This window comes from Variovorax sp. 3319, assembly GCF_031456585.1.
GTDB classification, from domain to species: domain Bacteria; phylum Pseudomonadota; class Gammaproteobacteria; order Burkholderiales; family Burkholderiaceae_C; genus Variovorax; species Variovorax paradoxus_P.
This window is the reverse complement of record NZ_JAVDUZ010000013.1, coordinates 101,997-117,213: the sequence shown is the minus strand read 5'-3', so window position 1 is coordinate 117,213 and position 15,217 is coordinate 101,997. Positions and strand designations below refer to the sequence as shown.

The window sequence follows — 15,217 nt, the reverse complement described above, 5'->3', positions numbered from 1 at the left end:
TAGGTAGGGAGGGAGCGCGCCGGTAGCCTCGTAGACGGACGCACAGTGGTGCTTGATACGCACCAAACTCAAGTGAGAGTCATGCCTGTGGGTTTGCGGCGGGACGCGCAGGGTTGACCGACGTTGGCTCAGGGGCTGGGCGGGTCGAGTTCACGATTCTTGTATGCCAATGTGTCGCATGGCGATTCCGATACATGAGCGTCCAAAACTCCTGCGGCTCGACACATCGGAGATACAAGCAATCGATTCAATCGATTCATCGGACAAGACCCGGGTGATACCGGTTCAGCCGATGTACCGCTCAATCCGTTGTTGAAGGAATCCATGATGAACACCCGAAAGCTTCTGACCGCCATCGCCGCCATCTCGCTCGCTTCGCTTGTTTCCGCCGGCGCCAGTGCCGAGGAATATCAGGGCGTGCTGCAGTTCAGTTCCACCGCGAGTCGTGCCGATGTGCATGCGCAGGCAACAGACGTCGCCCGGAGCGCCGACCCATATGCCGAAGGCGCGTCGGCCGGGGTGCCAGTTGCAGTCGCAAGCCTGGCCGATCGCGCGTCGATCCGCGCCGAGGCGGTCGCTGCCGCCCACGCTGGCAATCTCTATGGCGATGGTGCTTCCACCAGCGTCCCATCCCGCTCAGCCACCGGCTTCGCTCGCATCACCGTGCGCAGCGGCGCCTGATGCACGGCCTTCCTACCAAGCATTGAGCATCCGATGAAAACAACTCGACTCATGGCCGCAGCGCTGCTCGTCGCCACTTTGGGCGGAATGGGACCGCTGGCCTATGCCCAGCCCTCCGGACTGGGACGCACCGACATCCTGCAGCACGATCTCGGCATCGCAGGACGCGAGTTCGCGCAGGTACGCGTCGACTTCGCGCCGGGGGTGCTGGCGCCCAGGCACTCGCATCCGGGCGTGGAAGTCGCCTATGTCCTCGAAGGCACGATCGAATACCAGATCGACGGCAAGCCACCGGTAACGCTAAGGAAGGGCGACGCCTTGTTCATTCCGGACGGCGCGATTCACTCGGCCAGGAACGTAGGCGACGGCAACGCGTCGGAGCTCGCCACCTACATCGTTGAAAAAAACAAGCCAGGCTTCGTGCCGGCGAAATAGGCAAACACGAGCGACCTTCATGAAAAAACTGTCCCTCGTTGCCGCCGCCGCGCTTGCCTCGCTCGTTTTGACTTCCGTCCACGCGGCGGGCGAAGCCGCGGTGGAGGTCGGGCGGCCGGCGCCGATCTTGCCGATCGCGGCGGAATCGCAACCCAAGCTGGTCGTGTACACGCCGTTGCCAGAGGCACTGGCGCGCGGGGTCGTGATCATCCAGTACCGAACCGAGAATGTGCGCGTGATCCCGGTCTTCGGCGAGGGCGCTCGAAGCGTGTCGCCGCGTGTAGGCCACCTTCACATCACGGTCGATGACCGGCCGGGCACCTGGGCGCACACCAGCTCGGACCCGATCATCGTCGTCGGGCTCGCACCCGGCGTGCACAAGATGCTGATCGAGGTCGCCGATCCGACCCACAAGATCCTGACCAGCGAGACCGTTTCAATGACTATTCCAGATCGGCCGGCTGCAGCGCCCCAAGCCCATGCGCATTGAGGCCATTGCCTCGACTGCGGGAAAAGATTGTCCCGCGGGATTTAGGGGCGGGCTGCTCGGCCGCCTGGATAACCGTGGCTTATGCGATTTAACATAATGCACATTGTGTTGTTCATACGAGGGCCGATCGATCCAGGTCCAGCCCTCGAATCCAGCGGCTCAGGACCCCATCGGACTCACAGAAGCCATCGTCGGATCGAAATCGGCCTCTACACGGTGCACATCCGGCACGCGCGGATATCGCAGCACGCGGTACCCGGCCTCTACGAGCAGCGCATCCCGGTCCTGGTCGCGCTGCGACTTGCCCTTGCTGTTCTTGTCGCCAAGCGCAACCACGGCCACCACCTTGAATGAACGGTCGCACACGACAAAGTCTGCGATCTTTCGGCTGAACGAGCTTCGTGCAGCCCGTGTGCGGGCCGTGAGCAACGCGCCGAAGCTGACCTGCGGCAGCACCACAAGGTCTGGCAGCGTTTGCACCAGGCGGTTGTACATGGCCTGTTCGCGCGCCGTAAGCGGCGGTCGTGCCTTGGGCTTGTCTACAAAGCCGCTGCTGCTTTGCGCAGCCTTTTTTCTTGCGAGCGCTACGAACACCAGCAGCCCGATGGCCAACAAAAAGACCATGAATAGAAACGTATTCATCTCTGCTTCTCCTTCTCTGCAGAGTCTCGCATGACTGCGAGAACGCCTCTTTTGGTGTTTTGCCGGACGTGTTTCTGGGCGCCTTTTTCAGGCGTGTGCGTCGAGGAAAAGCAGCGTTGTTCCAGGTGCGCAGCCCGCAGACAGCCGGGCTGCGGAACTCACCACTTGCCGTCTTTGGGAATCGCCTGGGGGGCCGCCTTTGCACCGGCCGCAGCCGCAGCAATGAGTTGCGCGGCTTCCGGCCGATTGGCCTTGGTTGCGAAGTCGACCGCCGTCATGCCGAGCTGGTTCTTCATCGCCGTGTCGGCGCCCTCGGCCAGCAGCAGCTTCACGGCTTCGGTCGAGCCGTACATTGCCGCCATCATGAGCGGCGTGGTGCCGTTGGGCGATTGCGCATCGATGAATGCAAATTTGTCGAGCAGGACTTTCATGATGCTCAACTGGCCGCTGCTGGCGGCGTAGTGAAGCGGCGTCCAGCCGGTCTTGTTGACGGCGGCGTCGCGCTTGAGCAATTGGGCAACCACGTCTTGCTGGCCCTTGATGGCGGCCAGCATCAGCGGGGTTTCGTCCTTGGCATTGGCAATGTCGACATCGGTTTGCGGCGACTCGATCAGCACCTGGACCACCTTGGGCGACGGTTCGCGCAACGCGATGATCAGGCCGGTCTGGCCGTGTTCATCGCGCGTGTTGGGGTCGAAGCCGCGCTGCAGCAAGGTGCGCACACCGCTGGCGTTGTCTCCGCGCACGGCCCGGAAGAAGTCTTCGAACGAACCCGCGTGCGCAGAAAAAGTTGCTGCAATGACAGCAAGATACAAGAACTTTTTAATGTATTTCTTCATTTGGTTTTTACTCCCTTGAACAGCGTTTCGAAGTTCTCGCTGGTGGCCTCAGCGACTGCTTCGACGGGCATCTTGCGCAGTTCGGCGATCTGCTTTGCGACATACGGCACGTATGACGGATTGTTGGTCTTGCCACGGTACGGCACGGGTGCCAGATACGGGCTGTCGGTTTCAATCAGCATCCGGTCGAGCGGCACAAAGGCCGCTACGTCGCGCAGGTCTTGCGCTTTCTTGAACGTCAGGATGCCTGAAAAAGAGATGTAGAAGCCCAGGTCGAGCGCCGCGCGGGCGACTTCGGCGGTTTCGGTAAAGCAGTGGAATACGCCCCCCGCGGCCTTGCCGGAGCCGTCTTCGCCCTCCTCCTTCAGGATGGCCAGCGTATCGGCAGATGCTTCGCGGGTGTGAATGACCAGCGGCATGCGGGTTTGCTGGGCTGCGCGAATGTGCACGCGAAAACGGTCGCGCTGCCATGCCATGTCGGAAATGCTGCGCCCGCCCTTCCGCTCTTCCATCTGGTAGTAATCGAGGCCGGTCTCGCCGATGGCCACCACCCTGGGCAAGGCGGCACGGCGCACCAGGTCGTCGAGGGTCGGTTCGGCGATGTCCTCGTTGTCGGGATGCACGCCCACGCTGGCCCAGAAGTTGTCGTAGCGGGCGGCCAGCGCCTGCACGTCATCGAACTCCTCGAGCTTGGTACAGATGCACAGGGCCCGGTCGACCTGCGCCTCGGCCATGGCGGCGCGTATTTGCGGCATCTGGTCCGCGAACTCGGGAAATGTGAGGTGGCAGTGGGAATCGGTAAACATGGCGGTGATTGTCTGGCGGATGCCAGGAACACCGAGGAGCCGGCCATGCCGGGCCTCTGGCGTTTCCTCCCGTAGGGAGTTGGCGAAGCGGCACGGAGCGCCGCAGCCTTGGGGGCGAGCCTAGCTCTGTGGGCTAAATGGTCTGTGTGGGACGATCGGAAGCCATCGAGCCACCGAGCGCCGCCTCGATGCGCGCCTTGAGCTGGCGCGACTTTTCGTCGGACGGGAAACGGATGCCGACGCCCGGCGCCCGGTTGCCGGCAGCGCGCTGAGGCGTGATCCATGCGACCTTGCCAGCTACCGGATAACGCTGCGGGTCTTCGGGCAGCGTCAGCAGCACATAGACGTCGTCGCCCAGCCGGTATTCACGTGAGGTTGGAATGAAGATGCCGCCTTCGGCAAACAGCGGAATGTAGGCGGCATAGAGCGCGCCCTTTTCCTTGATGGCGAGCTGGATCACGCTTGGCCGTTGAGGCGTAGCGGCGGCGGCGGGGGCGGCTGGTTGGTTCATGGTCGGCGAGTAGCAGAGTTTAGGGTGGTTCGCGCCTCGCTCACAAGCGCTTCCAGCATCAGGCCGGCATTAAAAGGGTGTTCGGCGGTTCTTGCCGCACTGGCAAGCGACTTCGACCAGCGGGCCAGCGCCAGGTGCGAAGGCACTGCCGCCGGCAGGTCGGCTGCCTCGAAAAACCGCGGTTCAGCGCCGCTGCCAACGGCCATCAGGTCGTGGCAAAGCTTTTGCAGCGCACTGATCGCTTGCGAGGGCGCCTGGTCCGCCAACGCGGCGACGTCACCGCGCAACACTGCCTTGGGCAGCAGCGACCAGGCCTTGGGCGATTGGCCGGAGCGGGCCAGCCGCAATGCGTCGCTGGGCCGGCCGCCCGCCGCACGCAGCAAGGCGGTGGCGTCGGCTGCGGGTACGTCGTGCAAACCCACCCAGGCTTCGGCCTCGGCGGTTGCAGGCCACGGCAGCGTATAGCCGAGGCAACGGCTGCGAATGGTCGGCAGCAATTGCCAGGCGGCCTCGCTCGCCAGCACAAAGCGCACGTCGCCGACGGGTTCTTCGAGCGTCTTGAGCAGCGCGTTGGCGGTGATGGTGTTCATGCGTTCGGCCGGGTACACCAGCACCACCTTGCCCCGGCCGCGGGCGCTCGTGCGCTGGGCAAAGCCGACCGCATCGCGCATGGCTTCGACGCGGATCTCGCGGCTGGGCTTGCGCTTCTTGTCGTCGATGTCGGCCTGGGCTTTTTCATCGAGCGGCCAGCCGAGTTCTTGCATGGCGACTTCGGGCATCAGCACGCACAGGTCGGCATGGGTTCGAACCTCGATGGCGTGGCAGCTCGGGCACTGGCCACACGCGGTGCCGCCCTCTTCTGTCCTGGGCTGCTCGCAAAGCCATGCGGCGGCAAGCGCCAGCGCGAGTTCGTATTGACCCAGGCCCGACGGCCCCTGCAGCAGCCAGGCATGGCCACGCTGGCGCAAGAGCTCTGCGAGCGGGCGCTGAAGCCAGGGCGAAAGTGCCGGCGTGCTCACAATGCAGCTCCGCTCGCGGGTGCCAGCGCGCCACGCGCGACGAGCGCGGCCTCGACCTGTTGCCAGACCTGGTCGCGTGTCTGGCTGGCGTCGATTCGGACGAAGCGCTGCGCATCGGCGGCCGCGCGGGCCGCGTAGCCGGCCGCCACACGCCGGAAGAACTCGACCGGCTGGGCTTCGAACTTGTCGGGCAAGCGCGCTCCAGCCAGGCGCTGGGCGGCAATTTCGGGTGCCAGGTCGAACCACAGCGTGATGTGGGGCTGCAGCAGCCCTGCCGCTCCCCTGCCCCCTTGCACCCAGTGCTCCAGGGTGGACAGCACCTGCTCATCGAAGCCGCGGCCTGAGCCCTGGTAAGCAAAAGTGGCATCGGTGAAACGGTCGCACAGCACCACGTCGCCGCGGGCCAATGCGGGCGCTATGACTTGCATGACGTGGTCCCGTCGCGCCGCGAAAACCAGGAGCGATTCGGTCAGCGGGTCCATCGGCTGTTCGAGGATGAGCCCGCGCAGGGTTTCCGCCAACGGCGTGCCGCCGGGTTCGCGCGTGCGCACGACTGTGCGGCCCTGCGCTTTCAGGAGCGCTTCCATTGCGTCGAGATGACTGGACTTGCCGGCACCGTCGATGCCTTCGAGCGTCAGAAACAGGCCTTCACTCATTGCGCGATCTTAGGTTTGGGTTCGCCGCCCCCGCGCTGGTAGCGGTTGACCGCGCGGTTGTGCTCGTCGAGCGAGGTGCTGAACTGGCTGGTGCCGTCGCCGCGCGAAACAAAGTACAGCGACTTGCTTTGCGCCGGCTGCACTGCCGCCAGCAGCGCCGCCTTGCCCGGCATGGCGATGGGCGTGGGCGGCAGGCCGCCGCGGGTGTAGGTGTTCCAGGGCGTATCGGCCTGCAGGTCTTTCTTGCGCAGGTTGCCGTCGAAGGTGGTGCCCAGGCCGTAGATCACGGTCGGGTCGGTTTGCAGCGGCATGCCGGTGCGCAGGCGGTTGACGAACACCGCTGCAATCTCGGAACGGTCCTTGGCCTTGCCTGTCTCCTTTTCGACAATGCTGGCCAGAATAAGCGCCTCATCGGCCGTTTTGATCGGCAAGTCGGCCGCCCGGGCGGCCCAGGCAGCTTCGAGCTTCTTGTCCATGGCCCGCATGGCGCGCTGCAGCAGCGCAATGTCGGTGGAGCCCTTCGAATAGGTGTACGTGTCCGGAAAAAAGCGCCCCTCGGGGTGCACGCCGGGCCTGCCGAGCTTGGCCATCAGTGCGTCGTCAGGCAGGCCCACGGTTTCAGGCTTGAGCTGCTCGGCCTTGGCAAGGGCGGCACGCACCTGGCGAATGTTCCAGCCTTCGACCAGCACCAGGCTGCGGGTTGCCTCTTCGCCGCGCACCAGCACATTGAGCAGCATCTTGGGCGTGATTCCGCGCTCCAGCTCATAGCTGCCGGCGCGAATCTGGCGGTCTTGCCCCGAAAGGCGGAACCACAGGTACAGCAGTTGCGGCTCCACGTTGGCGCCGGCATCGGCCACCGCCTGCGCAACGCCGCGCGGCGTGGTGCCGGGCTCCACCGAAAGATCCAGGCTGGGCGCGGGCAGCTTTAGCGGCTGGTGCACCCACCACAGTCCGGCGGCGCCAAGGCCGAGCGCAGCCAGGGCGGCGAGCAGAAAGAGCGTAAGAAAGAAGCGGCGCACGGGTCCGATGGAATGACGGAGAGAAGAAAAACGAATCGAGGATTCGGCGCAAAAAGTCGGTGGCCCTGCGGGAACAACGGCAAGTTTCCCTGCAGACCGGACGGAACGGCTTCGACCATGATAATTCAGCGATGACTACTGTCGTTCTCAATGGTGTTACCGCCCTTTCGCACCTCGGCGTGATTCGCGCCGAAGGACCGGATGCCGCCGGCTTTTTGCATGGCCAGCTCACGCAGGACTTTTCTCTGCTCGGCGCCGCCGAGGCCCGCCTGGCAGCCCTTTGCACCGCCAAGGGCCGCGTGATCGCCAGCTTCATCGGCATACGGCCGCAACCCGATCTGGTGTTGCTGGTCTGCAGCAAGGACATCCTGGCCGCCACGCTCAAGCGCCTGTCGATGTATGTGCTGCGTGCCAAGGCCAAGCTCACCGACGCCAGCGATCAATTTGCGCTCTACGGCCTTGCCGGCACGGCGTTGACGGGCAACGGCCTGGATGCCGCCGCCCTGCCCGGCCAGCGCACCGCCATCGGCGCGGACATCAGCGCGGTTTCGCTCTACCCGGCCGATGGCGTGCCGCGCGCACTGTGGATTGCACCGGCCGGCAACCCCGCGCCCGCCGGGCCGTCTCTCGACCCGGAGCTCTGGCAGTGGAGCGAGGTTCGAAGCGGCATCGTCACTGTGACCACCCCCGTGGTCGAAGCGTTCGTGCCACAGATGATCAACTATGAGTCGGTGGGCGGCGTCAATTTCAAGAAGGGCTGCTACCCGGGCCAGGAGATCGTGGCTCGCAGCCAGTTTCGCGGCACCCTCAAGCGCCGCACCTACCTTGTGCAAGCCGATGCGCCGGTGAGCGTGGGCCAGGAAGTGTTCGCGGCCAGCGACGCCGACCAACCCGTGGGCACGGTCGCCCAGGCTGCGCCGGCCCCGGGCGGCGGCTGGGCTGCGCTGATCTCCATGCAGATCTCGGCACTTGAAACCGGCGGCCTCCACGCTGGCGGCGCCGACGGCCCTGCCCTCAAGGTCGAGCCGCTGCCGTATCCGCTGCTCGAAGACATCTAGGCGCTGCCGCTTCACGGCGTTCCTGAAAACGCACCCCCGGCGCTGCCCCGAAAGAGGCAGCGCTTTTTTTTGCGCGCGTTTAACCCTGCCTCACGTGCTGCCCCGTAGAAGCCCTACCGATCCACTCCTGGCAAGGAAGACCCCCATGAAGCGCAGACTCATCTTCTCGACCGCCCTCGCGTTGGCCGCCCTCTCGGCTTGCGCCGAAAGTCCGATACGGCCGCCTTCGCCGCCCTTGACATACGACCGCCTCGGCTCGCTCATGCAGGTGAGCGTGGTCGATCGGGCCACCGGCCGCGAGTTGCCCATTTACCGCTATCGCGGCGAATACTGGGTGGCCGGCCGGCCAGGCTCGCGCTACGCAATACGTGCGCGCAATGCCATGGGCGAGCGCGTCATGGCCGTAATGTCGGTGGATGGCGTGAACATCGTCACCGGCGAAACCGCGGGCGTGCTGCAGAACGGCTATGTCTTTTCAGGCGGCGAGCGCAGCGACATCACCGGCTGGCGCAAGAGCGATTCGCAGATTGCGGCCTTCGAGTTCACATCCATCGGCAACTCGTACGCGAGCCGCACCGGCCGGCCCGCAGACGTGGGGGTGATCGGCGTTGCGCTGTTTCGCGAGCAGATGCCCGTGCCGCCTGCGCCGCCCATCGTGCTGCCGCAACGCGACGGCTATAGCGGCAACCGCAAGATGGAGCGCCGCAGCGAGGCGCCGTCCGCGGTTGCGGAGGCCGCGCCGGCCGCACCTGCGGCGCAGTCCAGCTCCGCCGACAGCGCCCTGGGCGCCGAATCCGCCGCGTCGGCCAAGGGCGGGCTCGCCCGGCCGTCACCGAGCCTGGGCACCGGCCATGGCCGGCGGGAGACCTCGCACGTGGGGCACACCACCTTCGAGCGCGCGCAGTCCACGCCCGACGAGGTGGTCCGCATCCGCTACGACAGCCGCGAAAACCTCATTGCCGCCGGCGTGATTCCCGTGCCGCCTCAGCCGCGCTGGCCGCGACCCGAAGGCCCGTCGGCGTTTCCGGGTTCGGAGATGGGCTATGTGCCCGATCCGCCGGCCCGCTATTGATTGAGCGCGCGCCGCATCTCGATGTGCGGGATGCCCGCTTCCTCGAAGGGCTCGCCGTGCACCGTGTAGCCCAGGCGCGCATAAAAGCGCTCCGCACTGCGCTGGGCGTGCAGGCCGATCTCGCGATCGCCCCGCGCCCTGGCTGCCGCCTCGAGCGCCGCCATTACTGCCGCGCCGTGCCCGCCGCTGCGCAAGGCGCGGTGCACGGCCATGCGGCCCAGCATTGCCGTGCCATCGACTGCATCGAGCAAACGGCCGGTCGCAATGACCTGGCCGAGCCGGTTGCGCGCCACCGCGTGCAGCACCACGGCGTCGTGCTCGTCCCATTCCAGTTCCTTGGGAATGTTCTGTTCCTCGATGAAGACGGCGCGGCGCAAGGCGCCTGCACCTTCGCCGAGGGTTTTCCAATTGCCGGTTTCCACCGTGCGCATCGGCTCGCCGGCCTCGAAGCCGGTCAAAATTTCGCGCAGTGCGGCCGGCACCGGCCTGGAAGTCTGCGTGGCCGGATCTGCAAACACATAGACCAGCTCGCAGCCCACCAGGTACTGGTCTTGCCGGAACAGCGCGCCCTGGAAAACCATGGACGAGTTGCCGATGCGCGCGCACTTCATGCCCACGTCGATCACGTCGTCCATGCGCGCGGAAGCCTGAAAGTCCACCGTGGCCCTGCGCACATACAGGTCGCCGCCCAGCGCATGCATGGCCTCTTCGTAAGGCAGCGCAAGCGCGCGCCAGTAGTCGGCAATGGCGGTGTCGAAGTACATCAGGTAGTGCGCGTTGAACACGATCTTCTGCATGTCGACTTCTGCCCAGCGAACGCGCAGGCGGTGAAAGAAACGGAAGTCTTTTCTCTGGGGTACTACGGATTCGGTCATGGCTTCAATGCTTCTTCGAGTGCGCGCGCTGCGTCGTTTTGCGCCTGCAGCGCTTCGGGAATGGCGCGGCCCATTTTCAAGAACTCGTGGATCACGCCGCGATAGATTTCAAGGTCGACCGCCACGCCGGCCGCACGCAGCTTGTCGGCATAGGCAATGCCTTCGTCCACCACCGGATCGCATTCGGCAAGCCCTATCCAGGCAGGCGCCACGCCCTCGACATCGTCCGTCAGCAGCGGCGCAAAGCGCCAGTCGTCACGGTCGGCCGGCGTGCGAACGTACTGGCCGAAGAAATAGTCGATCAGCGCCTTGGTCAGGAGCGGCCCGTTGGCATACAGCTGGTGCGAGGCGGTGTCCTGGTGCCCCGTGGTGCCAGGGTAGATCAGCATTTGCAGCGCGAGCGGCAGCCCCGCGTCGCGCGCAAGAATGGCGCACACCGCGGCCAGCGTGCCGCCGGCGCTGTCGCCGCCCACCGCAAGGCGGCTGGCGTCGAGCCCGAGGCGCGCGCCTTCTTTCGCAACAAAAGCGAAGGCGTCCCAGGCGTCGTCGGAAGCGGTCGGAAACTTGTGTGCGGGGGCCAGGCGGTAATCAACCGACACCACCGCGCAGCCGCTTTTCAGGCTGAGCACGCGGCACAGCGTGTCGTGCGTGCGGATGTTGCCGACGGTGAAGCCGCCGCCATGAAAGTACACCAGCACCGGCAGCTTTGCCGGCGACGGTGCATACAGCCGCGCCGGAATCTCGAAGCCGTCGCGCGCAGTAATGCTGAAGTCCTCGATGCGCGCAAGCTCGGGCTTGGGCACCTCGAGCACGCCGGCACCCTTCTCGTAGGAAGCCTTGGCCTCTTCGGGCGAAAGCTGGTCGAGGCTCGGGTGGCCCGCACGGGCCATGCGCTCGACCACGCCCGCCATCTTGGCCGTCAGCAATGTGCCCGACGCGACAGCGGCAAGGGTTTTGTTCATGTGCAAGACTGTTTGCTCTTGTTAGATTCGAATGGTCGGCAATCGTACCGCCCCAAGCATCAACGCCCATGGCCCTCATCCAATACCTCACCCAGATCCAGTTCGAGTTCGGCGCCATCAAGCTGCTGTCCAGCGAGTGCGCGCGCATAGGCATCACCCGTCCGCTGATCGTGACCGATGCGGGCGTGCGCGCCGCCGGCGTGCTGCAAAAAGCGCTCGACGCTGTGGCCGATCTCGAGGTGGCGGTGTTCGACCAGACGCCTTCGAACCCGACCGAAGCTGCCGTTCGCGCGGCCGTCGAGCTGTATCGCAGCGCGCGATGCGACGGGCTCATTGCAGTGGGCGGCGGCTCCGCCATCGATTGCGCCAAGGGCGTGGCCATTGCAGCCACGCACGAAGGCCCGCTCAAGACCTACGCCACCATCGAAGGCGGCTCGCCCAAGATCACCGAGCGCGTGGTGCCGATCATTGCGGTGCCCACCACCAGTGGCACCGGCAGCGAGGTGGCGCGCGGCGCCATCGTCATCGTGGACGACCACCGCAAGCTCGGCTTTCACAGCTGGTTCCTCATGCCCAAGGCGGCCATCTGCGACCCCGAACTCACGCTCGGCCTGCCGCCCCGCCTTACGGCCGCCACGGGCATGGATGCCATTGCGCACTGCATGGAAACCTTCATGTCGGCGGCCTTCAACCCGCCGGCCGACGGCATCGGGCTCGATGGCCTGGAGCGCGCGTGGCTGCATATCGAGCGCGCCACCAAAGACGGCAGCGACCGCGAGGCGCGCCTGAACCTCATGAGCGCGTCGATGCAAGGCGCCATGGCTTTCCAGAAGGGCCTGGGCTGCGTGCATTCGCTGAGCCACAGCCTGGGCGGAGTCGATCCGCGCCTGCACCACGGCACGCTCAACGCTCTCTTCTTGCCGGCGGTGATCCACTTCAATGCGGGGGCTGAGTCGGTGCAGAAAGAACAGAGATTGCAGCGCATGGCGCAGGCCATGCATCTCGACTCCGCAGGCGATCTGGCCGAGGCCATCCGTGACATGAATGCACGGTTGGGTATGCCCAAGGGACTGGCCGAAGTGGGCGTAACGCCCGACCTTTTCGAAAAGATCATCGATGGCGCCATGGCAGACCATTGCCACAAGACGAATCCGCGATTGGCTACGCGCGACGACTACAGGGCGATGCTTGAGGCCTCGATGTAGGAGCTGTTTGCAACAACAGCCCTGAACAGCAGCGCCTCCGAACAGCCGCGTCATCCATATGACACAAGGAATTTCTAGACTCCCCTCCAAAGGCTTTGCATCCGAAGAAGCCCCAAGGGCGAGGGAAATTCCGAATGACGCGTACCGTCCAGGTCCACACCGTACTCAGCGCCGAGCAGCTCAAGTTTCGCGCCATGCGCGGGCGGGAAGCGCTGTCGCAGTTGTTCGAGTTCGAGGTCGACATGGTCAGCCCGAGCTTCAATCTTGACCTGAAGAAGCTGCTTGGTACTTCTCTCACCATCGAGCTGACAGACGGCGGAGCGCTGCGCTTTCTCAACGGTACCGTGGTGCGTTTCGAGCTGGTGGGCCGCGCCAACGAAACCGGCCGCCACTATGTGTACCGCGCCTTGGTGCAGCCCTGGCTTTGGTACCTTACGAGGACCACCGACTGCCGCATTTTCCAGAACAAGAGCGTGCCCGAGGTGCTCGACGAAGTGCTGGGCAAGTATGGCTTCGAGTTTGAAAAGCGCCTGACGGGCAATTACCGCCCTTGGGAATACTGCGTTCAATACCAGGAGAGCGATTTTGCTTTTGTGAGCCGCCTCATGGAGCACGAAGGCATTGCCTACCACTTCGAGCACGCCAACAACTCGCACCTTCTGGTGCTGGCCGACGACACCGGCGGCTACCGCAAACTTGCGGGCTACGCCACCATTCCGTATCGTCCGCGCGATCGCGTGCTGCACGCGATGGAGCCCTGCATCGACCAATGGCGCGTAGCCGAGCAGATTACCTCCGGCCGCGTGATGCTCGACGATTTCGACTTCAAGAAGTCGCGCGCCTCGCTGCAAAGCGTGCGGCAAGATCCCAAGGGCCACGACCATTCGACCTACGAAGTGTATGAATGGCTCGGCGGCTACAGCGAGCACCAGCAAGGCGACACCTACGCGAAGATTCGCCTGCAGGAGTTGCAGTGCGCACACGAGCTTGCCGCGGGCCACACCAACGTGATCGGCATGGCGCCCGGCTACCTGTTCGAAATGACGCATTGCCCGCGCGAGCCGGACAACCGCGAATACCTGGTCACCGAAACCCGCTACGACTTGCAGGAGCCCGAATACTCCACCGGCAGCGGCATGGAATCGGTTTGCCAGTTCGACTTTACGGTGCTGCCATCGAACGTGCCCTACCGGCCCGCGCGCAAGACGCCCAAGCCTCGCACCAACGGCCCGCAAACCGCGACGGTGGTCGGCCCCGAAGAAATCTGGACCGATCGCTTCGGCCGCGTGAAACTGCAATTCCGCTGGGATCGCTACGGCCAGGCGGACGAAAACAGCTCGTGCTGGGTGCGTGTGTCGAGCAACTGGGCCGGCGCCAACTACGGCACCATGCACATGCCGCGCGTGGGCCAGGAAGTGATCGTCGATTTCATCGGCGGCGAGCCCGACCGCCCCATCATCACCGGCCGGGTCTACAACAACGACCAGATGCCCCCGTGGGAGCTGCCGGCCAACGCCACTGCCAGCGGGATTCTCACGCGCTCTAGCAGCGGCGGCGCGGCCAACCAGGCCAACATGCTTCGCTTTGAAGACCGCACCGGCGCCGAGCAGATCCTGCTGCACGCCGAGCGCAACCTCGACGTCGAGGTGGAAGCCGACGAAACGCACACCACCGACGGCACGCGCACCACGCTCATCAAGGGCCACGAATCGGCCACCTACAAGAGTGGCGAAACGCGCGACATTACCGCGGGTGCCAAAGAAACCATTACCGGCGGCGACACCCGCGACGTGACGGGCGGCTTTACCGAATCCGTGGCCGGCGGCGTTACCCAGACCATCTCGGGCGGCAAGAAGCGCACGCTCAGCGGCGGGCTGAACGACACCATCAGCGGGGGCGTGAACCTGGCAATCACCGGCGGGTTCCACGGCACCATCGATGGGCAGGAGATCCGCTTTGTGAGCGGTGGGCGCGACGACACCATCAACACCGGCAACAACGTGAAGGTGAATGGGCCGTCGACCACGGTGGTCACGGGGCCCACGGTGCACACCTCGCCCGACGTGATCTTCAACACCACGAACCACATCCACAACACGACGCAGCACGTCATCAACACCAACGTCTACAACACGACGTCGACCACCTACAACAACACCACCAACAACTACACCAACAACTCCACGGTCTACAACAACAACTACGCTTCGAGCGGCGACTGGCGGCTCTACCGAGCGGGCGGTGTGGGGTTTCGGCTCAGCCTTGTGGGCATGTCGCTGGATGTGTGGGGCGCGCGCCTGCAGTACTACGCAGCGCTCAATGCGCAGCTTGCCACCGTCAAGCTCGACGTTGCCATTTTCTCGCTCAAGAACAAGCCGCTCGAAGTCAGTGCCAAGGGCCTGGCCATTGCGAACAAAGGCATGCTGATTGCCACCGGCGGGCTGGCCGCGAAGTTCAAGGTGCTGACCCTGGTGGTCTGAGACGGACGGAGCACACTGCAACAACGATGGAAATCCTTCTGTGGATCGTCTTCGCAATACTGATGGGCTCGGTGCTGGTGGTGGCAGCCTCGGTGGCGATCGTGGCCACACGCGAGAACCGCATCTACTCGGCCGAGGCAAAGACATGGGCGCGCCTCGAGCAGACCGGCATTCCGGCAGAGGCGGTGGTCGAGTCGCTCAAGCGGTCCGAAAATGAACTGTCGCGCGGCGGCTCCCAGGGCCAGACTGTGTATGCGGTCGAGTTGGCGCTGCGTGTTGTCGACGCTGACGCCACCGCGGGTAACCGCCCCGCCGTTGTTCGCACGCTGATCGACGAAGGGCTGATCCCGCAGTTTGCGGTGCCGGGCAAGCCGGTGCATTTGCTGCGCGACCCGAACGACGCCTCGATTCTCGCCATCGACCGCTCGCGCACACCGCTCGAAATTCCGCGCGCTTCGGCGTGACCG

At 64.8% G+C, this 15,217-nt stretch carries 17 protein-coding genes; 8 read left to right on the top strand and 9 right to left on the bottom strand.

The annotated features are described in order from the left end of the window. Window positions 1–324 precede the first annotated feature (324 nt). The 3 genes from J2X67_RS23995 to J2X67_RS23985 are packed head-to-tail and all read left to right on the top strand — an operon-like array spanning window position 325 to window position 1,606. Window positions 325–681, top strand: a complete 357-nt coding sequence (locus J2X67_RS23995; protein WP_309957195.1) for a helicase SNF2 — start codon at window positions 325–327, stop codon at window positions 679–681. Between the two features lie 51 nt (window positions 682–732). After that, window positions 733–1,116 (top strand): cupin domain-containing protein, encoded by a 384-nt coding sequence (locus tag J2X67_RS23990; protein WP_309957193.1) that lies wholly within the window; start codon window positions 733–735, stop codon window positions 1,114–1,116. Between the two features lie 19 nt (window positions 1,117–1,135). Next, complete coding sequence (locus J2X67_RS23985) at window positions 1,136–1,606, top strand: DUF6130 family protein (RefSeq protein ID WP_309957191.1); 471 nt, start codon at window positions 1,136–1,138, stop codon at window positions 1,604–1,606. A gap of 159 nt (window positions 1,607–1,765) precedes the next feature. On the opposite strand, the gene J2X67_RS23980 is transcribed toward J2X67_RS23985, so the two are convergent. The 7 genes from J2X67_RS23980 to mltG form a co-directional block, all read right to left on the bottom strand. Next, window positions 1,766–2,248: a DUF2726 domain-containing protein gene (locus J2X67_RS23980; protein ID WP_281150812.1), complete on the bottom strand. Its 483-nt coding sequence runs from the start codon at window positions 2,246–2,248 to the stop codon at window positions 1,766–1,768. 158 nt (window positions 2,249–2,406) lie between these two features. Next, entirely contained in the window at window positions 2,407–3,087 is a 681-nt protein-coding gene (locus J2X67_RS23975; protein ID WP_309957188.1) for an ankyrin repeat domain-containing protein, read from the bottom strand. After that, the gene (locus J2X67_RS23970) at window positions 3,084–3,893 is read right to left on the bottom strand and encodes a TatD family hydrolase (RefSeq protein ID WP_309957186.1); all 810 of its coding nucleotides are present in this window, start codon (window positions 3,891–3,893) and stop codon (window positions 3,084–3,086) included. Before J2X67_RS23970 ends, J2X67_RS23975 begins: the two co-directional genes overlap by 4 nt. Before the next feature lie 133 nt (window positions 3,894–4,026). Further along, window positions 4,027–4,404: a PilZ domain-containing protein gene (locus J2X67_RS23965; protein ID WP_055806688.1), complete on the bottom strand. Its 378-nt coding sequence runs from the start codon at window positions 4,402–4,404 to the stop codon at window positions 4,027–4,029. Further along, window positions 4,401–5,423 (bottom strand): DNA polymerase III subunit delta', encoded by a 1,023-nt coding sequence (locus tag J2X67_RS23960; RefSeq protein ID WP_309957184.1) that lies wholly within the window; start codon window positions 5,421–5,423, stop codon window positions 4,401–4,403. Before J2X67_RS23960 ends, J2X67_RS23965 begins: the two co-directional genes overlap by 4 nt. Further along, window positions 5,420–6,079: a dTMP kinase gene (gene tmk / locus J2X67_RS23955; RefSeq protein WP_309957181.1), complete on the bottom strand. Its 660-nt coding sequence runs from the start codon at window positions 6,077–6,079 to the stop codon at window positions 5,420–5,422. The genes J2X67_RS23960 and tmk overlap by 4 nt, the downstream gene beginning before the upstream one ends. Further along, window positions 6,076–7,098, bottom strand: a complete 1,023-nt coding sequence (mltG, locus tag J2X67_RS23950; RefSeq protein WP_309957179.1) for an endolytic transglycosylase MltG — start codon at window positions 7,096–7,098, stop codon at window positions 6,076–6,078. The genes tmk and mltG overlap by 4 nt, the downstream gene beginning before the upstream one ends. Window positions 7,099–7,229: 131 nt before the next feature. Here mltG and J2X67_RS23945 point away from each other — a divergent pair, with 131 nt between their 5' ends. Continuing rightward, window positions 7,230–8,156, top strand: coding sequence for a folate-binding protein (locus tag J2X67_RS23945; protein WP_309957178.1), 927 nt, complete (start codon window positions 7,230–7,232; stop codon window positions 8,154–8,156). Window positions 8,157–8,301: 145 nt separating this feature from the next. Next, window positions 8,302–9,228: a hypothetical protein gene (locus J2X67_RS23940; RefSeq protein ID WP_309957176.1), complete on the top strand. Its 927-nt coding sequence runs from the start codon at window positions 8,302–8,304 to the stop codon at window positions 9,226–9,228. On the opposite strand, the gene J2X67_RS23935 is transcribed toward J2X67_RS23940, so the two are convergent. Next, window positions 9,222–10,103, bottom strand: a complete 882-nt coding sequence (locus tag J2X67_RS23935; RefSeq protein ID WP_309957174.1) for a YbgC/FadM family acyl-CoA thioesterase — start codon at window positions 10,101–10,103, stop codon at window positions 9,222–9,224. The two genes, J2X67_RS23940 and J2X67_RS23935, sit on opposite strands and share 7 nt — an antisense overlap. Continuing rightward, window positions 10,100–11,065 (bottom strand): alpha/beta hydrolase, encoded by a 966-nt coding sequence (locus tag J2X67_RS23930; protein ID WP_309957172.1) that lies wholly within the window; start codon window positions 11,063–11,065, stop codon window positions 10,100–10,102. The genes J2X67_RS23935 and J2X67_RS23930 overlap by 4 nt, the downstream gene beginning before the upstream one ends. A gap of 68 nt (window positions 11,066–11,133) precedes the next feature. Here J2X67_RS23930 and J2X67_RS23925 point away from each other — a divergent pair, with 68 nt between their 5' ends. The 3 genes from J2X67_RS23925 to J2X67_RS23915 all read left to right on the top strand — a co-directional run bounded on the left by J2X67_RS23925 (window position 11,134) and on the right by J2X67_RS23915 (window position 15,214). Continuing rightward, window positions 11,134–12,270: an iron-containing alcohol dehydrogenase gene (locus J2X67_RS23925; protein ID WP_309957170.1), complete on the top strand. Its 1,137-nt coding sequence runs from the start codon at window positions 11,134–11,136 to the stop codon at window positions 12,268–12,270. A gap of 134 nt (window positions 12,271–12,404) precedes the next feature. Further along, the gene (locus tag J2X67_RS23920) at window positions 12,405–14,750 is read left to right on the top strand and encodes a type VI secretion system tip protein TssI/VgrG (RefSeq protein WP_309957168.1); all 2,346 of its coding nucleotides are present in this window, start codon (window positions 12,405–12,407) and stop codon (window positions 14,748–14,750) included. 26 nt (window positions 14,751–14,776) lie between these two features. Then, window positions 14,777–15,214: a hypothetical protein gene (locus J2X67_RS23915; RefSeq protein ID WP_309957166.1), complete on the top strand. Its 438-nt coding sequence runs from the start codon at window positions 14,777–14,779 to the stop codon at window positions 15,212–15,214. The last annotated feature ends 3 nt before the right edge of the window (window positions 15,215–15,217 follow it).